This is a genomic window from Nocardia sputi (genome assembly GCF_023501985.1).
The window spans coordinates 64249-86465 of the sequence record NZ_JAMFLC010000007.1 but is presented as its reverse complement, the minus strand read 5'-3'; the positions used below and the strand labels follow the sequence as shown (position 1 = coordinate 86465).

19 protein-coding genes are annotated in these 22217 nt (G+C 68.2%); 8 read left to right on the top strand and 11 right to left on the bottom strand.

Going from position 1 to position 22217, the window contains the following annotated elements; genetic code table 11:
- The first annotated feature begins 7 nt into the window (after nucleotides 1-7).
- Nucleotides 8-994 carry a zinc-binding dehydrogenase gene (locus M8859_RS12140; RefSeq protein WP_159926868.1) on the top strand — a complete coding sequence of 329 codons (987 nt, stop codon included), beginning with the start codon at nucleotides 8-10 and terminating at the stop codon, nucleotides 992-994.
- Here the strand turns inward: M8859_RS12140 and M8859_RS12135 are convergent.
- From M8859_RS12135 to M8859_RS12100, 8 genes are all read right to left on the bottom strand, one after another.
- Nucleotides 982-2541, bottom strand: coding sequence for a phytoene desaturase family protein (locus M8859_RS12135; RefSeq protein WP_195070652.1), 1560 nt, complete (start codon nucleotides 2539-2541; stop codon nucleotides 982-984). The genes M8859_RS12140 and M8859_RS12135 overlap by 13 nt on opposite strands.
- Nucleotides 2542-2630: 89 nt before the next feature.
- Nucleotides 2631-3221, bottom strand: coding sequence for a TetR/AcrR family transcriptional regulator (locus M8859_RS12130; protein WP_308221193.1), 591 nt, complete (start codon nucleotides 3219-3221; stop codon nucleotides 2631-2633).
- An 826-nt stretch (nucleotides 3222-4047) separates the two neighbouring features.
- The gene (locus M8859_RS12125; protein ID WP_223516577.1) at nucleotides 4048-4524 is read right to left on the bottom strand and encodes a DUF3237 domain-containing protein; all 477 of its coding nucleotides are present in this window, start codon (nucleotides 4522-4524) and stop codon (nucleotides 4048-4050) included.
- Between the two features lie 3 nt (nucleotides 4525-4527).
- On the bottom strand, nucleotides 4528-4974 hold the full coding sequence (locus M8859_RS12120; protein ID WP_201295281.1) for an ester cyclase: 447 nt from the start codon (nucleotides 4972-4974) through the stop codon (nucleotides 4528-4530).
- Between the two features lie 138 nt (nucleotides 4975-5112).
- Complete coding sequence (locus M8859_RS12115) at nucleotides 5113-6174, bottom strand: protein kinase family protein (protein ID WP_249644229.1); 1062 nt, start codon at nucleotides 6172-6174, stop codon at nucleotides 5113-5115.
- A gap of 407 nt (nucleotides 6175-6581) precedes the next feature.
- Entirely contained in the window at nucleotides 6582-6722 is a 141-nt protein-coding gene (locus M8859_RS12110) for a hypothetical protein (RefSeq protein WP_195070655.1), read from the bottom strand.
- Nucleotides 6723-6757: 35 nt separating this feature from the next.
- Complete coding sequence (locus tag M8859_RS12105; protein ID WP_249644228.1) at nucleotides 6758-8764, bottom strand: serine/threonine-protein kinase; 2007 nt, start codon at nucleotides 8762-8764, stop codon at nucleotides 6758-6760.
- Nucleotides 8765-8932: 168 nt separating this feature from the next.
- Entirely contained in the window at nucleotides 8933-9538 is a 606-nt protein-coding gene (locus tag M8859_RS12100; RefSeq protein ID WP_159926858.1) for a TetR/AcrR family transcriptional regulator, read from the bottom strand.
- A gap of 111 nt (nucleotides 9539-9649) precedes the next feature.
- Here M8859_RS12100 and M8859_RS12095 point away from each other — a divergent pair, with 111 nt between their 5' ends.
- Together M8859_RS12095 and M8859_RS12090 are read left to right on the top strand one after the other, a co-directional pair.
- Complete coding sequence (locus tag M8859_RS12095; protein WP_159926856.1) at nucleotides 9650-10465, top strand: SDR family NAD(P)-dependent oxidoreductase; 816 nt, start codon at nucleotides 9650-9652, stop codon at nucleotides 10463-10465.
- Nucleotides 10466-10694: 229 nt separating this feature from the next.
- A complete protein-coding gene (locus M8859_RS12090) occupies nucleotides 10695-11864 on the top strand; it encodes a type III polyketide synthase (RefSeq protein WP_195139808.1) in 1170 nt (389 codons plus the stop codon).
- 86 nt (nucleotides 11865-11950) lie between these two features.
- On the opposite strand, the gene M8859_RS12085 is transcribed toward M8859_RS12090, so the two are convergent.
- Nucleotides 11951-13129, bottom strand: coding sequence for an MFS transporter (locus M8859_RS12085; protein ID WP_223516583.1), 1179 nt, complete (start codon nucleotides 13127-13129; stop codon nucleotides 11951-11953).
- A 297-nt stretch (nucleotides 13130-13426) separates the two neighbouring features.
- Nucleotides 13427-14674 carry a PucR family transcriptional regulator gene (locus M8859_RS12080; protein ID WP_308221191.1) on the bottom strand — a complete coding sequence of 416 codons (1248 nt, stop codon included), beginning with the start codon at nucleotides 14672-14674 and terminating at the stop codon, nucleotides 13427-13429.
- Nucleotides 14675-14797: 123 nt separating this feature from the next.
- Between M8859_RS12080 and pruA the strand changes: the two genes are divergently transcribed.
- The 5 genes from pruA to M8859_RS12055 all read left to right on the top strand — a co-directional run bounded on the left by pruA (nucleotide 14798) and on the right by M8859_RS12055 (nucleotide 21026).
- Nucleotides 14798-16435, top strand: coding sequence for an L-glutamate gamma-semialdehyde dehydrogenase (pruA, locus tag M8859_RS12075; RefSeq protein ID WP_159926848.1), 1638 nt, complete (start codon nucleotides 14798-14800; stop codon nucleotides 16433-16435).
- The gene (locus M8859_RS12070) at nucleotides 16435-17394 is read left to right on the top strand and encodes a proline dehydrogenase family protein (protein WP_159926846.1); all 960 of its coding nucleotides are present in this window, start codon (nucleotides 16435-16437) and stop codon (nucleotides 17392-17394) included. Before pruA ends, M8859_RS12070 begins: the two co-directional genes overlap by 1 nt.
- 126 nt (nucleotides 17395-17520) lie before the next feature.
- Entirely contained in the window at nucleotides 17521-18963 is a 1443-nt protein-coding gene (locus tag M8859_RS12065) for an amino acid permease (protein WP_249644227.1), read from the top strand.
- Between the two features lie 112 nt (nucleotides 18964-19075).
- Entirely contained in the window at nucleotides 19076-20485 is a 1410-nt protein-coding gene (locus M8859_RS12060) for an amidase (RefSeq protein ID WP_159926842.1), read from the top strand.
- 58 nt (nucleotides 20486-20543) lie between these two features.
- Entirely contained in the window at nucleotides 20544-21026 is a 483-nt protein-coding gene (locus tag M8859_RS12055; protein WP_159926840.1) for an Lrp/AsnC family transcriptional regulator, read from the top strand.
- A gap of 20 nt (nucleotides 21027-21046) precedes the next feature.
- On the opposite strand, the gene ald is transcribed toward M8859_RS12055, so the two are convergent.
- Complete coding sequence (gene ald / locus M8859_RS12050; RefSeq protein ID WP_249644226.1) at nucleotides 21047-22153, bottom strand: alanine dehydrogenase; 1107 nt, start codon at nucleotides 22151-22153, stop codon at nucleotides 21047-21049.
- Between the last annotated feature and the right edge of the window lie 64 nt (nucleotides 22154-22217).

Sequence of the window (22217 nt, the reverse complement as noted above, 5' to 3'; positions counted from 1 at the left end):
AGCGGATATGCGTGCCGTAGTCATCGAACGATTCGGCGAACCGAAGGACGTGCTGACCACCGCCGAACGCCCGGTACCCGAACCCGGGCCTGGCGAGGTGCGGCTCGCGCTGATCCTGTCGCCGATCCACAATCACGACCTGGCCATCGTGCGCGGCGTGTACGGCTACCGGCCCGAGTTGCCCGCCGTCCCGGGCAGCGAGGCGGTCGCGCGCGTCGACGCGGTGGGCCCCGGGGTCACCCACATGTCGGTCGGCCGGCGAGTGACGGTCTCCGGTGCGCAGAACGTGTGGGCCGAGTACTTCGTCGTCCCGGCTCGTCAGGTCGTTCCACTGCCGGACACGGTGCCCGACGAGACCGCGGCGCAGCTGCTGGCCATGCCGCTGAGCGCGCTGATGCTGATCGAGGATCTCGGTCTGCGTTCCGGCGAGTGGCTGGCGATCAATGCCGCCAATGGCGCGGTCGGCAGGCTCGTCAACGTCTTCGCGCGGCAACGCGGTCTGCGCGTCTTGAATCTGGTTCGCGGCCCAGGCTCGGCCGCGGCGCTGCGTGAACTCGGCTACGAGCCGGTGCTCGACACCGAGAGCGAGGGCTGGCGCGACCAAGTGGAAGCGGCGACGTCGGGCGCTCCGATCCTCCGGGCGGTCGATCAGGTGGGCGGGCGCGCGGCAGCCGATGAAGTGGCGTTGCTCGCACCCGGCGGCCAGCTGATCTCCTTCGGCGCGCTGTCGGGTCAGCCGCTCGCACTCGATCCGGGCCGTCTCATCTTCGGTCAGACCGTGGTCAAGGGCTTCTGGGGCGCCAAGCGGATCGAGGAGATCGACCCCGAGCACCGCGGACAGCTCATCAGCGAATTGGTCGACCTCGCGGCCCGCGGCGTGCTGCGGCTGGACGTCGAAGGCGCGTATCCGCTGGAGGCCGCGGCGGACGCCGCGATCGCCACCGAGACGCCGGGCCGCGCCGCCAAGATCGCGCTGCGCGCTCAGCCCGCCTGATCGGCGTCGAGCACAGCCATCGCGGCATTGTGCCCGGGGATGCCGCTGACGCCGCCGCCGCGGATCGCCCCCGCACCGCACAGGAACACATTGCGGTGGCCGGTCGCGACGCCCCACCGGGCGGCGGGGTCGGCCGGGTCGGCGTCCTCCGGGAAATAGGGGAAGGCCAGATCCCGGTGGAAGATGTGTCCACCGGGCAGGCCGACCTCGCGCTCGAGTTCGATCGGCGTCTTCGCCTCGAAGCAGGGCGCGCCGTCGGCATCCGTCGCCAAGCAGTCCGCGATCGGCTCGGCCAGCACCGAATCCAATTGCGCCAGCGTGGCTTCCACGATCTGGTTCTTCGCCGCCTCGTGATCGGCGGCGAAGAGCTTCCCGCGAGCGTGCAGCCCGAACAGCGTGAGGGTGTGCGCGCCACCCGCGGCCAGTTCGGGCGCCAGGATCGTCGGGTCGGTCAAGGTATGGCAATAGATTTCGGCGGGCGGCGCGGACGGGATACGGCCGATCGCGGCCTCGCCGTAGGCACGGTCGAGCTGAGCGTAGGACTCGCCGATGTGAAAGGTCCCGGCGAATGCCGCGCGCGGATCGACCTCGGCGTCGCGCAGCCGCGGAAGACGGCGCAGCAGCATGTTCATCTTCAGCTGCGCGCCTTCGGGTTTCGGCGGCAGTGTGTCACCGAGCAGTCCGGCGAGTGTGTACGGCGCGACGTTCGCCAGCACGTGACGCGCGCCGACCTTTCCGTCCGGATAGCCGACCTCCGCTGTGCGGCCGTCGGTTTCGATGCTCGTCACTTCGCAGCCGGTGACGATCTCCGCGCCTGCCGCACGCGCGGCCTCGGCCAGCGCGTCGGTCAGCGCGCCCATGCCGCCGACCGGCACGTCCCAGTCGCCGGTTCCCCCACCGATCACGTGATAGAGGAAGCAGCGGTTCTGCCGCAGCGACGGATCGTGGGCATGGGTGAATGTGCCGATCAACGCGTCGGTGAGCACCACCCCGCGCACGACGTCGTCGTCGAAGGTCGACTCGATCGTCTCGCCCAGCGGCCGCTCGAACAGCGCCTCCCAGGTGGCCGCGTCGTCCACGATGTGCCGCAGCGCCTCCTTGGACGGAAGCGGCCGGGTCAGCGTCGGGAAGACCCGCCGGGCCAACTGCCCCGTGGACTCGTAGAACCGCCGCCACGCGGCGAACTCTCGATCCGACCCGGTCAGCCGGGCGAAACTCGCCGCCGTCCGCGCCTGCGCCGACGAGACCAGCAGACCCCCGTCACCGACCGGCGTGTAGGACGAGACCGACCGCCGCCGCGTCTCGAACCGCAAGCCCAGATCCTGGACGATCGCCCGGGGCAGCAGACTCACCAGATACGAATACCGTGACAGCCGCGCGTCGACGCCCGCGAACACCCGCGCCGACACCGCGGCGCCACCCGTGTGCGCCTGCCGTTCCAGCACAAGCACCGACCGCCCGGCCCGTGCCGAGTACGCGGCGGCCACCAAACCGTTGTGCCCGCCGCCGACGATCACGACATCGTAGAAGGAGCGCGTCGGCGTCATCCGTTCTCGATAGCACGAATCGGCGCCGGACGACAGCATCCCGGCCGACGACAATAGGAAGCGGGAGCGCTCCGCGAAGACGAAGCCGCTCAGGTGCCGGCGGCGAGCAGGGCCGCAGCGGCGGCGCGAGGCTGCCGGCCGACACCCGCCGTGCCGTGCATCGCCGCCACGACTGTCGCCCCCTCCACCAGCATGAGCAATTGACGACCCAGGACGTCCGGATTCTCCGCTCCGGCACGGGCGGCGATACCGGCGAAGAGGTCGAGATAGCGATGCAGGTGCCGCGCGGTGATCGCCCGCACCTCGCCGTCATAGTGCTGGGCTGCCGCGTTCACCATCGCACAGCCGCGAAAGGCGGGTTGTGCGTACCACTCCTCCAGCACGTCGAAGACCGCGACCAACTGCCCGGCGGGATCGTCACCGGCCGACTCCACGGCCCTCACCAGCCGCGCGCCCACCCTTTCACTGCGCACCTCGAGCACCGCTCGAACCAGCCCGTCTTTGGTGCCGAAGTGCCGATACAAGGTCTCCTTGGACACCCCGAGCCGCGCACACAGTCCGGCCACCCCGATCTCGTCGATGCCACGCGTTGGTTTCGGAGGAAGAACGGCGGTGGTATCTGGACGTGGTCGACACCGGTGACGCCGTCCGGCCGCTGCCCTTCTTCGACCACGAGCCACGGCGCACCCGCTCGCGTCGGTTCTCCAACCGCTCACGCTCACCGGGGATCTCGCCCATATCCGGCGCAAGGTTTACGTCTACGCCACCGGGTGGGAAACCCCCTCGCCGTTCACCGCCACCTATCAGCGATTGCGGCACGACGCCGGGTGGACGACCCATGCGCTCGACAGCGGGCACAACCTGATGCGAGACGCTCCCGAAGATCTGCTGCGGATACTGCTCGACGTCGCCCGACCGCGCTGAGCCCGGCCGCCCGGAACGCCGAAGACCCCGCCCGGCGGTGATCGGACGGGGTCGGGTGTCCCCCAACGAACGTTTCGTCGGGTCGCCAATATCTACTTCGCCGGGACACAGCCGACGGCCGCGCCGCCCGATGCCGCCGACCAGGGTGCCGATGGTGGCGCCGACGGTGATGGCGCTGGGTCATGCGGGAACAGCCGGGTAGTACTCGGTCCTCCACGGCGCCAGAGCCGCACCGCAAATTCACCATTCCGCGCCCAAGGCAGGGCGTTCACCATCTGCGTGGCGCGCACCGGCGACTGCATCACGATGTTCGCGTTCACGGCGGCCGGCAGCTGCTGATCGCGCTGCTGGCTTCGTGCACGGTCGCGATGTACGCCTTCCCGTTCCAGAAGCTGCTGTACCTACGTGCTGACGATGGGCGTCTGCGCGTCCTCCGGCGGGATTTCCACGCGAATCATCGGCATTCCGGCGAATATCGAGCACTGTCCGATCGGTCTCGCCACAATGCCGCTGCGACCCACAGTCGACTCGTCCCCGATATCCAAGAGTCGAACATGGCCGCATCCACCACGAAGCCCCGGATCAAAGGACCTCGAAAACGCGATAGGCGATGCCGCCCTCGACTGGATATCCCGAGCCCACGCACACGAGGTCGTTGACCCACAGATAATTTCGCGCACCGGTTTCGAACACCGGCGTGGTGCGGAAGTAATAGCGCTCCGGATCGACGAGATGCCGCGTGGCCGGATTCCCGATCTCGGCCCGCACTTCCTCCGGCATGGCCCACCGCCCGCCATAGGTCATCTGCAGCAGGGCGCCGTCGTCGGTCCGCAGGGTGAGCCGGACATCGAGCATCATGCTCCCGTCTTGCCGGAACAGCGCCCAATCACCCCCGCCCGGTTCCACCGCGCCGCGCAGCTTCTGCCCCTCGAACGACCCACCGGCCGCTCCGAACAGCACCCGCCCGTTCCCGATGGGCAGGGGCGGCGCCAGATCCACCACGACATCGAACAGTGGCCGGGTCTCGATTCCGGCGACGTCCTTGACCCGTGCGTCCACGATTCATCTCCCTCCGAACAGCTTCCGCCGTACCGCGTCGGTGGAGACGCCCGACTGGGCGCACAGCTCCGCCAAATCGATGTGGAAGTACTCTTCCGCGATCAGCCGGTCCGCGAACGCGAAGCGGAGGAACACCGGCAGCTCGGCCCGCCGGCCGTTCGGCTCGACTCCGAACCGGTTGTGCGCCATGGTCATTCGCGCCGTGCCCCAGCACACCAGCGTCTCTCCGTCCGCCGCGCGTCCGCCCAGTTCGATGTCATAGTCCGGGAACGAGGCGAAGAAGGTTTGCAGTGCGACCTCGTTGTCCCTCAGTCCGCGCGCCACCGTCCCGAAGGCGGGCGCCTCCAAGATCATCTCCGGATGCATGAGGCGCAATGCCGCCGGCACGTCCTGTCGACTCTTGACCATGGCGAGCTCTGTCGCCAGGGCCATCATCCCGACACTATCCATAATGAAACCATACGGTCGACCGCATTTTTTGTCTAGACCGTCGGTCATCGGTTGTCCAGCGCTCGGCTCCGGCGCGACACAACAGGTGCCGCCGTGGCGAGCTTCGACATGCGGCGCCGGGCCGAGGCGCTAGGTCACCTAGTCGCTGACCTCGACCACACCGTTCTCGTATTCGGGCATGTGCCTGACCTTTTCGATCCACCCGACCGGCAACGGTTCGGTGAAATGCCAGGGCACCCGCAATCCGGTGAACTCGCCGGGCCAAGCCGCGCCGGTGATCTTGCCGTGCGTGCGAATCTCGACCAACCGAGCGAGCGCGCCGTCCACGGCCTTCTCGCTGATTTTGCTGTCGAGCAGGGCCGCGCGCAGCCGATTGAGATCGACCGCTCTCACCTGTGCCATGACCTCCTCGCTCAATTCGACGTCGAGGAATTGTTTGACGAAGCCGGAGCGAATACCGATCCGTGGATCCGGCGACTCGGGAAACGACAGCTGATGGTCGATGGCAACGATCTCGCCGTGCCGCCCGGTGCGGTAGTTTCCGAGATGGCGGTCGGTGTTGCCGATGACGTAATCCAGCACCGCCATCTGTTCGCATTGCACCCGCGGATACCCGGTGATCAGGTGGCGCAGCCCGGCTTTGATTTCGAGCGTGGCCCGTTGTTCCGGAGACAGATCCTCGACCAGCGTGACCGGGTGCGCCGGGCCGGAGTGCACCCAGATCTGGTTCGAGCCGAGGCCATACGGGCCGTCGGCGACCGTTGTGGGCGGGACCCGACCGAATCCGAGAGCTTCGTCGACGCGGTAGGCGGCCTGCTCGCGGTAGGCGAGGTGTCCTGCCCCGAAGGGAATGCCGTACCGCAACGGTATGGGGGCATTCCCGTCCGACATGTCTTCCAGGTATCCCGGCTTGTACACCGAAAAACCTCCGCCGGGAGACCTGGCGCGGTACGTCCAGCCGATGCCTTTGCCCAATCGTACGAGCGGGTCGCTCACCCTGCGCATTGCCAACTCGGCCGCGCTCGGCTCGAATCGGACGTACCCGCGCTGATCGAGGTGCTGGAAGGATTCGACGATATCCGCCAAGGGCCGGACGAATCCCCATCGGTATCCTTCGGCCACACCGCCGCACAACTCTCGGCACGCCTCGACCGATCTGGATCGCAGTGTGTCGATCAGGCCGCGAAACTGATTGCCCATCTCACCTTTCGTCGACCCGTGGTACCCACGGCTGCCCGCCGAGTGCACGGCCCGCACGATCGTTCCCGATGGTAATCGGCTCTGTCGATGTCGCGTGTGAACGCTTCGATAGCGGGTCTTGCCGCGATCAGACCGGAGGGGGGACACCCCGAGCTGACTGCGCACCCGCGCCCGCAGCATCAGGTATTCCGCCCAGCGATGCCGTGTCGATCCCGGCAGCCGCTCCACGATCCGGCCGGCGGAGATCGCCTGACCGCGCCGGAACTCGCGGGTCACCGCTCGGTAGGCGGTTCTACCAGTGATATCCCTCGACTTCGGTGCGCCAAGAGGCTTCGCGAACAACGAGATCGCCACCGAAGATGTCGTCGATGATCAACGCCGTGATGTCGGCTGTGTGCGCGGCTAGGTCAGTGTTGTTCCGCCGCATCGGGTTTGCGGCGCTCGCCGATCAGACTGCCGCCGAGCAGTATCCGCAGTGCTGCGTTGATCATCCAAAGTGCGAAGAAGATCACTCCGATCACCGCTGCGCTGGCGGTGGCCGAGGCCAAGGCGCCGGTTATCGCGCCCACGGCCTGTTCAGGGCCTAGCCGAAGTAGCGGTGGAACCACGCCGTCAAGTCGGCTTCGCTCTTGGGCCCCTCGTCCGGATGATCGGCGCGCAGCGTGCAGAAATGCCCCGCGATCGCGAACTTGTGGTGCACCACGAACAGACAACTGGGTCCGAGTGCGGGATCGGTGTTCGGGTAGCAGAAGAAGCGGCCGAGGACGTCGCCGTCCTGCCGCCACACGTCGTCGCCCGGTTCGCCGCTACCGCACACATGACCCGAGAACTGTGCGCGATTGGCCTCGTACAGGTAGGTCGCGGATTCCTGGTCGGGTAAGCCGTAGAACTCCGCGGACGGAAACCCGGCCTTCGTACCGCAGGCCAGCACCGCGTCCGCCGGACCGGGCGGCGGATCGGCGTGGCGGCAGTTGGCCGGACCGAAATCACCGGCCAGATGGTTGAGCACCGCACGGTCGGCCTGCGTGTAGTAGTCCGGATCCCGGCCCGTACCGGGGGTACGGAAGCCGAAGCCGCTGCGCGCGGCCACATAGTCGCGGTATTGCTGCTCGGCGGGCTCCCAGAGGTACAGCGCCGCCGCCAACGCCTGCTCGTCCGTGATCAGCAGTGCGGGCCGCGGCGCGGCGGGATCGTCCACCTTGCTGAGAAAACACGACTTGCGGCCGACTTCCGCGCCGTCGCGCAGCATGGGTCCGTCCTGCCCCGGCGGATCTCCGGGACAGTTGTGTCCTTGCAGGCTTGCCAGCAACGCCGAGGTGTAGCCGCGCAGTTGGTCGACATCGCCGAATCGCAGGAACCGCGCCGCGGGATCGCTCGCCGCGGGATTCGCGGCACAGAACACGACCGCGACGGTGGGCGGATCGGCGTCCTCGTGCACGCAGTTGGCGCGTTTGTAGCCCGACGGGCCGACCAGCGACAGCAGTTCGACGTCCGGGCCGTTCGGGGCGCTCGCGTCGGGAACGGCGGTGCCGGTGTCCGGCCGGGTCAGCTCCCAGCCGAGGACGCCGAGGGTGGCGGCGAGCAGGACGGCGCACAGCAGGGCGAACACCCGGAGCACTCGGCGGCGGCGTGATCGCCGCCCGTCGTGCTCGCGACCCGGCGGCGTTCCGGTCGCCGCCGCACCCGCGACGGGCGAAGGACTCCCGTCCCCCGGTTCGGTCGGCCGTTCCGGAGAATGGCCGGGGCCTGCGGCCTCCACTGTCGCCGCCTGGGCGGCCGCCCCGAGTTCACCCGCCGTGCCGTACCGCGCCTGCGGGTCTTTGGCCATGCCGCGCGCGACCACCGCGTCCAACCGGATGGGGAGATCGGGGCGACGGGAGTGCGGCCGGGGCGGCGGCTCGAACAGGTGCGCCGAGACGATCTGCGCCTCGGTGTCCTTCGGGTACGGCCGCGAACCGGTCAGGCACTCGTACAGCACGCAGGTGAGGGCGTAGATATCGGCGGCGGGGGTGACCGCGCGGGAGTGGAAGCGCTCCGGCGCCATGTAGTGGAACGATCCGATCGCCGAGCCGTCGCCGGTGAGACTTTCGCCGGTGGCCGACTGGGCGATCCCGAAGTCGACCAGATAGGCGAACCCGTCGGGGGTGAGCAGGATGTTGTCCGGCTTGATGTCGCGGTGCACCAAGCCGTCGGCGTGCGCGGCGTCCAGTGCCGCCGCCACCTGCCGGACCATCGCGACCGTCCGCTCCGGCTCCAGCGGCCCCTGCTCGTTCAGCAGCGCGCGGAGGCTGGCGCCGCCGACCAGCCGCATGTCGATGAACAGCCGGCCGTCGATCTCGCCGTAGTCGTGGATCGGGATGATGTGCGGTTCCTGCAGCCGCGCCGCGACATGCGATTCGCGCCGGAACCGCTCCCGGAACACCGGGTCGTCGTGCAGGCGTTCGGGCAGCACCTTCAAGGCGATGGTGCGGTCCTTGACCGTGTCGTATGCCTCGAACACTTCCCCCATGCCGCCACGACCGATCAAACGATCCAGGCGATACGGCCCGAATCGCGAACCCACCTCGAGCGTCTGACCTCGCGTCGTCATCTCGTCGTCCTCCGTGACGGGGACCCGGAGGGTGTCCTGCGCGGACCGAGCCGAACGCCTTCCCGGGGCCATGGCCCGGGTTCTTGCGCTCAACTGTAGAGCGCCGCGGACCCGTTCGGCAGGCATATGGCGCAGCGGTGCCGCCGCCTGGCCCGAGGCGCACGCACCTTACCCGGCGCTGTCCGGTCGCATGGCTTTGAGAAAGATTTCGACGAGGGCGTCGGCGTATTCGGTGGTGAGCGGGCCGGAGCGGAGCAGCCAGCGTTGGTAAAGGGGCGCGTACAGCAGTTCGAGTGCCAGGTCGAGGTCGGCGCCGGCGGCGAGTTGCCCGGCTCGTTGCGCGCTGCGCAGCCGGTGCTTCTTGGCCTCGTCCAGGGGTCCGGCCAGTTTGGCGCGGTATTGGGCGGCCAGGGCGGGGTCGTTGATGATCTCGGTGTTGAGCGCGCGGATCGGGCCCTCGAAGGCAGGGTCGGCGAACTCGGCCACCGTCGCCCGCATTACCACTTTGAGGTCGGCTTCCAGGTCGCCGGTGTCGGGCAGCGCCATGCTCTGCTCCGGGCCGCCTTCGCTGAGCGCCAGGAAGGCGTCCAGGACCACCGCGCCCTTGGAGGGCCACCAGCGGTAGATCGTCTGTTTGCCCACACCGGCCTTGGCCGCGATGGCCTCGATGGAGAGCTTGGCGTATCCCATCTCGGAGACCAACTCTCGGGTCGCGGTGAGGATGGCCTGCCGGGAACGCTCGCTGCGACGGGCGGGATCGGGCTGTTTGACCATGCCCGGATACTAACACGAATGCAAGACGAGACGGACCGTCTTGACAGCGGACCACTCGAGACGTACCGTCTTGTCTCGTCACAACAGACCAAGCAAGAGGAGGTGGAGCCCATGGCCCGGGTGTGGTTCATCACGGGTGCGTCACGAGGACTGGGCCGGGCGTTCGCGGAGGCGGCACTGCGGGCGGGCGACCAGGTGGTCGGGGCCGCGCGTAACGTCGAGCCCCTCGCCGAACTCGCCCGGCGATATCCCGACGACCTGGTACCGCTGCCGGTCGACGTCACCGACCGCGCAGCCGTGTTCGCGGCCGCGGAGCAGGCGTTCGCGGCCTTCGGCAGGCTCGACATCGTGGTCAACAACGCGGGCGCCATGCTCCTGGGCATGGTGGAGGAGGCGACCGAGGCGCAGATCAGAGCTCATTTCGACGTCAACCTGTTCGGCGCGATCTGGGTGACCCAGGCCGTGCTGCCCTACCTGCGCGCGCAGGGCGGCGGGCGCATCCTGCAGGTCACGACGATGGGCACCGGCGGCGGTTTTCCGATGGTCGGCCTGTACGCAGCCGGCAAGTCGGCGCTCGACTCGGTGAGCGAAGCCGTGGCGATGGAGGCCGAGCAGTTCGGCGTCGAACTCACCATCGTCCAGATGGGCGGCTATGACACCGGCTTGTTCACCACGGGCACCACGATGACGACACCCGACCCGCACTACCAGGAGCTGCGCGAGAAGCTGACCGAGATGTGGGGCGACGACGCCGGCCCCGCACCGGATACTGCCGCCCCCGTGATCATGGAACTGGTCGACTTGCCGGACCCGCCGCGGCGTCTCATCGTCGGCGCCGGATCCTTCGACATGGTCCAGCAGGACCTTCAGGCGCGTGTGGCGCAATATCGCGCCTGGGAGCATCTGAGCCGCAAAGCGCCCGGCTGACGTTCGCACCGAGACGAATGCTCATACGCGCCAATCGGTCTGCCGCAACGTCCCGCTGCGGCCGCCCATGGCGAGATCACGGCTTGCCGACGGCATGGGTCTCGCACGCTGAGCGACATCCGACCCAGGGTGGGGGACCCTCACCCCTGGGGTTCCTATTTGCCAAACATTTGCTCTTCGATGATTGGAGTACCAACCCCCAATCGCTCGATCGAGGAAGAACGGCTCTATGTCAATCGCTCTCGACCACGTACTTCGCACCCGAACAGCTAGGCACACGCGCGAGCAGGCAACTTCGTCGGCGCCGCCGACGACCATACCCGTCATCGAAGCAATCGCGACCGGTGCGCCCAACCAAGTCCTCGACCAATCCGTCGCAGCGGACTGGATAGCTGAGCAATTCACCGATCCGGAGCAGCGAACTCGGATCAGACGCATCTTCCGCAAGACCATGATCGACACCCGGCGATTCGCGGTCGACCCGCTGGATCCTCGACATCATGCGCCCAACGGCGAACCGGCGACGATCCAGGATCGCATGAATCTGTTCTACCGCCACGCCGTTCCACTGGCGGTCGATGTGGCGCGGCGCGCGCTCGACGGTGTCGACCCGGCCGACCTCGGACTGGTCGTGTTCGCCACGAGCACCGGCGTCATGGCGCCCGGCGTCGACGTCGCGGTCGTCGAAGACCTCGGACTGCCCCGGTCGGTCGCTCGCCTGGTGGTCAACTTCATGGGCTGCGCGGCCGCGATGAACGGAATTCGCGCCGCCTCGGATTTCGTCCGGGCCAACCCGGACCAGAAGGCGATGGTCCTGTGCATCGAGCTCAACTCGGTGCACGCCGTCCCCGTCGAAGACGTCAGCGACGCGGTGGGGCACAGCCTGTTCGGAGATGGCTGCGGCGCGGTCGTCGTCGGGGCGGACCGAGGCACACGGCAGGCCGCGGCCGGGACGATCGTCATCCGGGACAACTTCACCCACCTGTTCGAGGGCACCGAAGACGGCATCGCGGTCGGCGTCAACCACGACGCCATCACGTGCGAGCTGTCGGAGAACGTACCCCAGTACATCTACAACGGCGTCGCTCCCGTCGTCGAGGAGGTTCTGCGCCGCAATGGATTGCGACAGCCGGACATCGATGAGTGGGCGATCCACCCCGGGGGGCCGAAGATCTTGCTCGAATCCGCTCGATCGCTCGGCCTCCCGCCGGAAGCCTCGTCGCCGAGCTGGGATGTTCTCGCCGAGTACGGAAACATGTCGAGCGTCTCACTGATCTTCGTGCTCGAACGGATCGCCGGTCAGGCCGGGGCGAACAAACCGACCTCGACAGGCGTCGCGTTCTCGTTCGCGCCCGGAGTCACGATCGAGGGGATCGTCTTCGACGTCGTTCGCCGGTGATCATGCCGACTCTCGGCCATCCGGCCCACTCGCGCGTCCTACCTCGGGACAACGGCCGTTCCCGCGAACAGGCTGCCGCGCCTCCCTCATCCACGCAGCCGTTTCCAAGCGATGATCGTGATCGCGGTCATCGCCGCGAAGGCGATCCAGTAGGGGCCGGTCAGTCCGAACCACCGGGCCAGGAAGCCGCCGAGCAGCGTGCCGAGGGCGACGCCCGCGACATCGAGCAAGCTGTGCACGCTCGCCACCCGCCCTTGCAGACGATCCGGGACCGCCCGCTGCTTGACGGTCGAGACCACCACGCCCCAGATCGTCGCGTGAATGCTGAACACCGCGAGCGTCACTCCGACCACCCATGCGCTGGCTGTGAGCGCCAGGACTAGGTGGGTGGACGTCTCCATCACCAGACCGAACCGCAACAGTGCGAGCGCGCCGAACCGCCGCTGGAGCCGGGCCGCGAACGCCGAGCCGACCAGCGCCCCCGCGGCATGGGTGGTGAGAAGGATCCCGAATCCGGCGTCCCCCACCCCGAGTCGGATCTTCGCGTATAGCACGAAGGTGGCGAAAGCCGCGCAGAACGGAATCTGCATGACCCCCATCGTCACGATCAAGGCGCGCAGCGTCCTGTGCCGCCGGATCCAGGTGATCCCCTCGCGGATGTCACGGAACAACCCCCCGGATTCGCTCGACGGCGCCGAGTACGGACGCATGCCCGCCACGATCAACGCTGCCAGCAGGAAGGTCGCCGCATTCACCCCGAACGGGGCAGCGGCGGACAACGCGAACAACCAGGCCCCTACCGGTTTGGCCACCCACATATTGATCACCGAGAAGGTCAGTCCGAGTCGGGCGTTCGCGTCGGGCAGCAGCTCGGAGGGAACGATGGCGGGCAGCCGTCCGGCGGCCGCGGTATCGGCGAGAGTCTCGCCGACACCCAAGAGGAACAGAACGCAGTACAACAACCCGATCGAAACCGTGTCCGTGGCGATGGCCACGGCCAGCGCGCCCACGACGAGGGCACGCAGGACATCGACGACGACGATCATCCGCTGACGGTTCAGCCGGTCGGATATCGCGCCACTGAACAGAGAGAAAAGTAGCCAGGGCAGTTGCTGTGCCAGTCCGGCACCGGCGATCAGCACCGGATCGGTGGTCAGCGAAGCGGTGAGCAACGGGCCCGCGACCATGCCGAAGCCGTCGCCGAGATTGGAGACCGCGCTGGCGGTCCAGAGCTTGGTGAAGTCCGCGCCGAGGCGCGCGGACATGAGGGCACGCAAAGGATAGCTCCTTGTGAAGGGCCGGAAAGGGTCCGTATGCCGCTTCGGAGCGTGGTGTCAGTACAGACCTACGCCGAAGCGAGGACCTTGGCCATACACATGAGAACCTCCTTTGCCGCCGCCGAGCATAGGTCGAACCGCCGACGAGATCCATCCATTTGCCCGGGTCACTCCTGCGGTGCGCCGGGATCACAACCCTGTTCGGAGACAATTCTTTCCGAGCAATAGACGACGCCGCTGGGCGATACCGGCAAGCCGAGCACCGAACCGGCGTACCGAGCGCCGTCAGCTCTGCGCGCGTGTGCGGGGACGGCGGTGCAGGGCGAGCTGGATCTCCAGCAGCAGGCGATCGGCGGGGTCGTCGAGATCCATGCCGAGAATGTCCTCGACGCGACGAAGCCGGTAGCGCAACGTGTTCGGATGCACGCGCAGCGCCGCGGCGGCGTTGCGCACGTCGCCGTGTTCGCGCAGATAGGTCTCGACGCTGTCGCGCAGGTTCGCGGAATGCTTGCGGTCGTAGTCGAACAGGGCCCGCAGCCGTGGATCGCGCAGTTCCGCCCGCGACCCGACCAGATCGAGCACCTCACCCAGCAGCACCGCGGTCCGCGCTTCGGCGAGGGTGGTCACCCGGCTCCTGGACGATGTCGCGACCGTGCTGTCGAGGACTCGATCGACCTCGGCGCGTGCCTCGGCCACCCGGCCGAGATCCGGGACGGGGCAGGCGATCGCGGCCAGCAACGACAGCGAGCGCTGAGCTTCGAACTGCTCGAGCAACTGCCGTGTCCAGGCCGCCACAGCCTGCGCGGACCGATAGCCGGGCAGCAGCACGTAGACGCGATCACCGATCGTGGCGGTCACCGAGTCACCGCGAAAAGAGCTGGCGTGCAGACGCAGAACGGTGCCCAGGACGACCGGCTCGGTGACCGCCTGCTCGGCGGCCACCGGCACGAACCCGATCACCGCCGCCGGACCACTCGACGGCAGATTCAGCGCGTGCGCCACCGCCGCCGCGTCGACCGCCGCACCACCCGCACCGAACAACCGCCGGATCAGCAGCGCCTCGGCGGTGGGTGCGTCGAGGCTGCGGGAGATCAGGCGTCCCGCGATGGCCGCCGCGCCGCGCAGGATGTCCGCCGCGTCCGGTTCGAACGGACGATCGCCCTGCTGCAGCCAGATCGCGCCCAGCACCCGCGGCGCGCGGGCATCCGCGTCCGCGGGTCGGCGAATGCCGATCACCAGCCTGCGCTTGATGTTCAGCTCGTCGTGTGCGGGCACATCGACGACCTCGTCGGTGTCGCGCAGACGATCGAACACGCCCCATTGCCGCAGCAGGGTCAGATACTCCCGTGGCCCCTCCCGATTGAGGATCGATCGCACACGCAACTGATCTGCGGTCTCGTCGGACGCCGAGTACGCGAGCACATGCGACTGCGGGTCCTCGATCGACACCATCCCGCCCGCGTTGCGCGCGATCATCTGCGCCAGCCCGAAGAGGTCGACGTCCGCGGCGACCTCGTCACCATCCCCGGCCACGTTCCCGTCCTTCGGCCAACTCGACAACGCGTTTGTCCCATCTTTGTCCGACTGACTCATTCTCCGGGCAGTTTTCCGGTGTTGACTTCCCCTTACCGGAAAATCATCGAATCTGGAGGTCATATGGATGGCGTCGTATCCCCGCCCCCGCCGGTCAACGAACCGGTGGGCAGCTTCGCGCCCGGCACGGCGGAACGCGAACGCCTGCGGGTGAAGCTGGCCGAACTCACCGCGACGCCGACCGACGTCGCGCACGTCATCGGCGGTGTGCACCGGCACGCTGACGGCGAGCGGATCGAGGTGGTGCAGCCGCACCGGCACGCCGCCGTCCTCGGCACCCTCACCACGGCCGGGGCGGGCGAGGTCCGCGACGCGATCGCGGCGGCGACCGCCGCGGCCCCGGACTGGCGGGCGCTGCCGTTCCCCGAGCGGGCCGCGATCTTCCTGCGGGCGGCGGACCTGCTGGCCGGTCCGTGGCGGGAAACCATCACGGCCGCAACGATGCTGGGCCAGTCCAAAACCGCCTACCAGGCCGAGATCGACACCCCGTGCGAGCTGGTCGACTTCTGGCGGTTCAACGTGCATTTCGCCCGGCGGATTCTGGCGGATCAGCCGATCTCGACGCCCGGAGTGTGGAATCGGGTGGATTACCGGCCACTCGAGGGCTTCGTCTACGCCATTACGCCGTTCAACTTCTCCGCCATCGCGGGCAACCTGCCCACCGCGCCCGCGCTGATGGGGAACACCGTCGTGTGGAAGCCCGCCATCACCCAGTCGGTGGCGGCGTACTGGACGATGAAGCTGCTCGAGGCGGCGGGGTTGCCGCCCGGCGTGATCAACATGGTGCACGGTCGGGGACCCGAGGTATCGGAGGTCGCGCTGGCCGATCACCGGCTCGCGGGCATCCATTTCACCGGCTCCACGGTGACCTTCCGGCACCTGTGGCGCACCGTCGCGGCGAATTTGGACCACTACGATTCCTATCCCCGCCTGGTCGGCGAGACCGGCGGCAAGGATTTCGTCGTGGCACACAGCTCCGCCGATCCCGAGGTGCTGAGCACCGCGCTGATCCGCGGCGCGTTCGACTACCAAGGCCAGAAGTGCTCGGCCGCCTCGCGGGCGTTCATCCCGCGATCGGTGTGGGATCGGATGGGCCGCGATTTCGTCGACCGGGTGGCCGCGCTCAGCTACGGCGACGTCACCGACTTCAGCCACTTCGGCGGAGCGCTCATCGATCAGCGCGCCTTCGTCAAGAACGCGGCCGCTCTCGCACGCGCCAAGGCGACCCCCGGCCTGACCATCGCCACGGGCGGTCACGCCGACGACAGCGTCGGCTACTTCGTCGAGCCCACCGTCCTGCTCGGCGACGACCCCTCCGACGAGGCCTTCCGCACCGAGTACTTCGGCCCGATCCTGGCCGTGCACGTCTACGACGATTCGGCCGCCGGATCCTTCGAGTCCACGCTCGACCTGGTCGACCGCGGCTCGCCCTACGGCCTGACCGGCGCGATCGTCGCCGAGGATCGGGCGGCGATCGGCGCCGCCGCCGACCGGTTGCGCTTCGCGGCCGGCAACTTCTACATCAACGACAAACCCACCGGGGCGGTCGTCGGCCAGCAGCCTTTCGGCGGGTCGCGCGCGTCCGGCACCAACGACAAGGCAGGCTCGGCACAGAACCTCCTGCGCTGGACCTCCGCTCGCACGATCAAGGAGACGTTCGTCCCCGCGACCGACCACCGCTACCCGCACCAGGAGTTGTGATGGCCTTCTCCGGACTGCTGCGGCCCGCCGTCCTGGCGGCCTCCCGTTCCTCGCGCGTGGAGCGCGCGATCACCCGCATGCCGGCCACCAAGAAGCTGGTCGACCGTTTCATCGCGGGCGAGACCGAGCGCGACGCGGTGACTGCGACGTCGGCACTGCTGGGCTCCGGCCGATTCGTGACGATCGATTACCTCGGCGAGGACACCACCGATCTCGACCGCGCACGCGGAACCGTCGCGCACTACCTGCGGCTGCTGTCGGCGCTGGCGGAGCTGCGGGCCGGGAACGAGACGTCGGTACCTCGACTGGAGGTGTCGCTCAAGTTGTCGGCGCTGGGGCAGGCGCTTCCGCAGAACGGGTACGCCATCGCCCGCGAGTACGCCTACGAGATCTGCACGGCGGCCAAGGCCGCCGGAGTCTGGGTGACCGTGGACGCCGAAGATCACACCACCACCGATTCGACACTGGCGATCGTGCGCGAGCTACGCCTGGACTTTCCGTGGCTGGGCACAGTCTTGCAGGCTTATCTCAAACGCACCGAGGAGGATTGCCGGGCCTTCGCCGGGCCCGGATCACGGATCCGCTTGTGCAAGGGCGCCTATCGTGAACCCGCCTCGGTCGCCTTTCAGAGCCGATCCGCGGTGGACGAGTCCTATTTGCGTTGCCTGCGGGTCCTGATGGAGGGCAAAGGCTACCCCATGATAGCCACGCACGACCCGGCGCTGATCGATGCGGCACTGAGCTGCGTACGCGAGAACGACCGGAAATCCGGCGATTTCGAGTTCCAGATGCTGCACGGCATCCGCGACGCCGAGCAGCGGCGCCTGGTCGCGGCGGGCCATTCGCTGCGCGTCTACGTTCCCTACGGAGACCAGTGGTACGGCTACTTCATGCGGCGGCTGGCCGAGCGCCCGGCCAACATCGCGTTCTTCCTGCGTTCCTTCGGCCGCGACCGCTGAGCCGCAGCAAGCACTGAACTTTATTTGTTCAGCTGACGGACCACTACGTCCCTGTGGTCGTATTAGCTGAGCATGCGATTCTGCGTTACCGCCTCGTCACGTAGCGCAGTGGACGAAAGGATGTCCATGTCCCTTGCGCACCTACGCAGCCAGATGACGCGCCGGAAACCACTCGGCGAGATCGAGGAGGAAGGCGCACCCGCCGACGAGCAGCTGTCGCGGTCGCTCGGATTGTGGCAGCTCACCGCGATCGGCGTGGGCGGCATCATCGGCGCGGGCATCTTCACCCTGGCGGGCGCGGTGGCGCACTCCGTCACCGGTCCTTCGGTGCTGATCTCGTTCCTCATCGCGGGTGTGGCCAGTGGCGCCGCCGCGCTGTGTTACGCCGAGTTCGCCGGGATGGTGCCCAAGACCGGGTCCGCCTACACCTACGGGTACGTGTCGCTCGGCGAGATCGCCGGCTGGTTCATCGGCTGGGATCTGCTCTTGGAGTACATCGCGGTCGCGGCGGTGGTGGCCATCGGCGTGTCCGGCTACTTCAAATTCCTGCTGGAGCAGGTCGACATCACGTTGCCGGATTGGATGATGGGCGCCTCGGGCACCGGCGAAGGCCATGTCGTCGACGTGTTCGCCGTCCTGTTCTGTCTCGGCACGGCCTGGCTGCTCTCGCGCGGCATCCGCAGTGTCGGCCGGTTCGAGACCGTCGCCGTCGGCATCAAGGTCGCTCTCGTCGTGCTGATCGTCGTGCTCGGTGTGTTCCATATCGACAGCTCGAACTACACCCCCTACTTCCCGTTCGGCGCGGGCGCGGTGTGGACGGGCGCGGCCACCGTCTTCTTCGCCGTGTTCGGCTACGACGCGATGAGCACCGCGGCCGAGGAGTCCACCGACGGCAAGAAGCACCTTCCGAAGGCGATCATCTATTCACTGGCCATCGCCATGGTGCTCTACGTACTGGCCACCCTGGTGCTGACCGGCATGCAGAACTACACCGAGATCAGCCCGACCAGCGGGTTCTCCACGGCGTTCGAGTCGGTCGGGCAGCCGGGCGTCGCGAATATCATCGCGGTCGGCGCGATCGTCGGCATCGTCACCGTGGTGCTCACCTTCATGCTGGGCGTCACCCGCGTCTGGTTCGCCATGAGCCGCGACGGGCTGTTGCCGGAATGGTTCGCCAAGACCCATCCGGTACGGAAGGTGCCCACCCGGGTGACGTGGATCGTCGGCATCGGTTCGGCGCTGATGGCCGGGTTGCTGGACATCACCGTGGTCGCCGAACTCACCAATATCGGCATCCTGATGGCGTTCATCGTGGTGTCCGTCGCCGTGATCGTGCTGCGGCGCACCCGCCCCGACGAGCCGCGGGAGTTCCGGCTGCCGTTCATGCCGGTCGTGCCGCTGATCGGCATAGGCTTCTCGCTGTACCTGATCTGGTCGCTGCCGTGGGAGACCTGGGCGCGTTTCGCGATCTGGCTGGTCGCCGGGCTGATCGTCTACTTCGCCTACTCGCGTACCCACTCCAAGCTGGAGCGCTCCGGTTCCGCCACGACGGCGGGCCCGGCGACCTGATCTGCCCGTCGAACCGAACAGACTCGCCGGGCGGTATTCGTTGCGGAACGGTCGCTCCACCGCATACGGTCGGGAATGTCGGCTTCGGCGTCCCGGGAAGGAGCGGTAGCGGATGGATCTGCAGGAGATCGTTTCCTCGGGTGTGCTCGAACAGCGCGAGCTTCTGGCGCAAGGTGCGCTCTCCACGGAGCAACTCGTCGAGGCGACGCTCGACCAGATCGACGCCGCGGCAGATCTCAACGCTTTCACCCACGTCCTGCGCGAGCAGGCGATGGCCGAGGCCGTCGAGCGGGACCGTGAGCGGGCGGCGGGCGGCGCGGTCGGTCCCTTGCACGGGGTCCCGGTCGCGGTGAAGGACGAATTCGACGTCGCGGGTGTGGTGACCACCTTCGGCACCCGGGCGAATTCGGTTCCGGCGGTGTCGGACGCCGAGGCGGTGCGCAGGCTTCGCGCGGCCGGGGCGATCATCGTCGGCAAGACCGCCATGCCGGAATTCGGGCAGTGGCCGTTCACCGAGTCCAGTACCTTCGGTGTGGCCCGCAACCCGTGGGATCCCAGCCGCTCCCCCGGCGGATCGAGCGGCGGCTCGGCCGCCGCGGTGGCGGGCGGGCTGGTGCCCGCCGCACTCGGTGGTGACGGCGGCGGATCGATCCGGATTCCCGCGGCGTGCTGCGGCTTGTTCGGTCTCAAACCGCAACGCGGGCGCGTGCCGATCGCCCCGAACGAGCACCTGTGGTGGGCGCTGGGTGTCGCCGGGCCGCTCACCCGCGGCGTACTGGACTCCGCCGTCGTCTACGACGTCATCCGCGGCAGCACTCCCACCGACCGGTTCCGGGCGCCGGATCCGGCGATCTCCTTCGAAGCGGCGGCGCGCGAACCGGCCCGGCCGTTGCGCATCGGCTACAGCACCAAGTCCCCCACCCCTCTGGTGAAACTCGATCCGCAGCACGTGCGCGCCGTCCGCGACACCGCGAAGCTGCTCGCCGAGCTGGGCCATACGGTGGCGGAGATCGACCCGAGCTACCCGGATTCCACGCACGCCTTCTTCCCGCAGTTCTTCGGCGGCGTGCGCGCCGAACTGGCCGAGGTGGATCACCCGGAACTGCTCGAACGCCGCACCAGGCAGACGGTCATGTTCGGGGCCTGGGCACGCAGGCCGGTGGTCGAATGGGCGATCCGGCGAGGAGAGGTGCTGGCGCGCAAGGTGGATCGGATCTTCACCGAATGCGATCTGTTGCTGACGCCCACCATCGCGATCCGCCCGCCGCTGGTCGGCGTGCTCGACGGAGCGAACACCGTGCGAGCTCAGCTCGCCTCGGTTCCGATGGTCGCCTACACCGCGCTCTGGAACGTCACCGGGCACCCCGCGGCGTCCCTGCCCGCCGGCGTCGGCGACGACGGGCTTCCCCTGGCGGTTCAGCTGATCGGCCCCACCAACGGCGAGACGGCGATTCTGCCGATCGCCGCGCAACTCGAGCAAGCGCGTCCGCACCCCCGTCCGGTGAGCCGCTCCGCCCGATAGCCGAAGAAGCTTCACGCGGACGCGCGGCCTGGCGAATGGGATTCGGTAACGTCGGCCTATGGCCAAACCCGACTCGACGTCGACCGTCGCGATAGACGACATCGACCGGATCCTGCTCGACCAGCTGGCCCGGGACGGACGCATGACGAACAACGCGCTCGCCGCCGCCGCGGGCATCGCGCCCTCGACATGTCTGGGCCGGGTGCGATCGCTGGTGCAGCGCGGCGTGATCCGCGGGTTCCACGCCGACATCGATCCGGCGGCCCTCGGCCGCAGCCTGCAAGCCATGATCGCGGTGCGCCTGCGCGCGACCGCGCGCAGGCAACTGGCCGAGTTCGGCGCGCGTATGTCGGAACTGGACGAAGTGCTCAACGTGTACTTCATCGCGGGCGCCGACGACTACCTCGTACACGTCGCCACCGCGAACACCGACGAGTTGCGCGCTTTCGTGTTGGATCATCTCAGCGCCCACCCCGCGGTCGCCTCGACCGAGACGATCCTCATCTTCGAGCACATGCGTCCGCGGTCCGGGAACGCCTGACCGACCGTCCTGGGCAGGACCTAAGCGGCGAGAGTCCGGGCGGGGTACCCGTGTGCTTGCGCCACCGTCTCCGACAACAGCGCGCCGCGGTGGGTGCTCAATCCCGCGGCCAGCCCGGAATCCGCCTCGACCGCGCCGCGCCATCCCCGCTCGGCGAGCGAGATCACGTGCGGCAGTGTCGCATTGGTGAGGGCGACGGTGGAGGTGTTGGGTACGGCGCCGGGCATGTTGGCCACGCAATAGAACAGCGAGTCGTGCACCTGATAGGTCGGCTCGGCGTGCGTGGTCGGCCGCGAGTCGGCGAAGCAGCCGCCCTGGTCGATCGCGATATCGACCAGCACGGAGCCCGGTTTCATCTGCGCCACGAGATCACCGGGCACCAGGGTCGGCGCTTTGGCGCCCGGCACCAGTACCGCGCCGATCACCAGGTCCGCCTCGCGGACCGCGGTCTGCACCTCGAGCGTGTTGGACATGACGGTGCGGACCCGGCCCGCGTAGCGCGCATCGATCTCGCGCAGCCTTGCGATGTTCAGATCCAGGACGGTGACATCGGCGCGCATACCGTGTGCCACCGCGATCGCGTTGCCACCCGCGACGCCCGCGCCGAGCACGGTGACCTTCGCGGGCCTGGTACCCGGCACCCCGCCCATCAGGACACCGCGTCCGCCCACGCTGCGCATCAGGTGATAGGCCCCAGCCTGCGCCGCCAACCGCCCCGCGACCTCGCTCATCGGCGCGAGCAGCGGCAGCGTGCCGTCGGGGGCGGTCACCGTCTCGTAGGCGATCGCGGTGATACCCGCCGACAGCAACGCGTCGGTGCACTCCTTGGACGCGGCCAGGTGCAGGTAAGTGAACAGCACCTGACCGGCCCGCATGCGGCCGTACTCCGCGGCCACGGGCTCCTTGACCTTCAGCACCAGATCGGCGGTATCCCACACTTCGTCGGCGGTCTCGAGCACGTGTGCGCCCGCCACGGTGTACGCGTCGTCAGGGAAGGCCGAACCGCGTCCGGCGCCCGCCTCGAGATACACCTCGTGGCCACGCGAGACGAGTTCGTGCACGCCGGCCGGCGTGCATGCCACCCGGTACTCGTGGTTCTTGATCTCGCGGGGGATTCCGATTCTCACCTGCACTCCTGTCATCGAGGGACGGCCATTCGACGAACCGCTCCAGTGAGTATGAATTTTATTC

Coding starts and splice junctions, on each gene's coding strand:
- M8859_RS12140 (WP_159926868.1), top strand. CDS start 8: ATGCGTGCCGTAGTCATCGAACGATTCGGCGAACCGAAGGACGTGCTG.
- M8859_RS12135 (WP_195070652.1), bottom strand. CDS start 2,541: ATGACGCCGACGCGCTCCTTCTACGATGTCGTGATCGTCGGCGGCGGG.
- M8859_RS12120 (WP_201295281.1), bottom strand. CDS start 4,974: ATGGATAGTGTCGGGATGATGGCCCTGGCGACAGAGCTCGCCATGGTC.
- M8859_RS12115 (WP_249644229.1), bottom strand. CDS start 6,174: ATGGGCAATCAGTTTCGCGGCCTGATCGACACACTGCGATCCAGATCG.
- M8859_RS12105 (WP_249644228.1), bottom strand. CDS start 8,764: ATGACGACGCGAGGTCAGACGCTCGAGGTGGGTTCGCGATTCGGGCCG.
- M8859_RS12100 (WP_159926858.1), bottom strand. CDS start 9,538: ATGGTCAAACAGCCCGATCCCGCCCGTCGCAGCGAGCGTTCCCGGCAG.
- M8859_RS12095 (WP_159926856.1), top strand. CDS start 9,650: ATGGCCCGGGTGTGGTTCATCACGGGTGCGTCACGAGGACTGGGCCGG.
- M8859_RS12090 (WP_195139808.1), top strand. CDS start 10,695: ATGTCAATCGCTCTCGACCACGTACTTCGCACCCGAACAGCTAGGCAC.
- M8859_RS12085 (WP_223516583.1), bottom strand. CDS start 13,129: ATGTCCGCGCGCCTCGGCGCGGACTTCACCAAGCTCTGGACCGCCAGC.
- pruA (WP_159926848.1), top strand. CDS start 14,798: ATGGATGGCGTCGTATCCCCGCCCCCGCCGGTCAACGAACCGGTGGGC.
- M8859_RS12070 (WP_159926846.1), top strand. CDS start 16,435: ATGGCCTTCTCCGGACTGCTGCGGCCCGCCGTCCTGGCGGCCTCCCGT.
- M8859_RS12065 (WP_249644227.1), top strand. CDS start 17,521: ATGTCCCTTGCGCACCTACGCAGCCAGATGACGCGCCGGAAACCACTC.
- M8859_RS12060 (WP_159926842.1), top strand. CDS start 19,076: ATGGATCTGCAGGAGATCGTTTCCTCGGGTGTGCTCGAACAGCGCGAG.
- M8859_RS12055 (WP_159926840.1), top strand. CDS start 20,544: ATGGCCAAACCCGACTCGACGTCGACCGTCGCGATAGACGACATCGAC.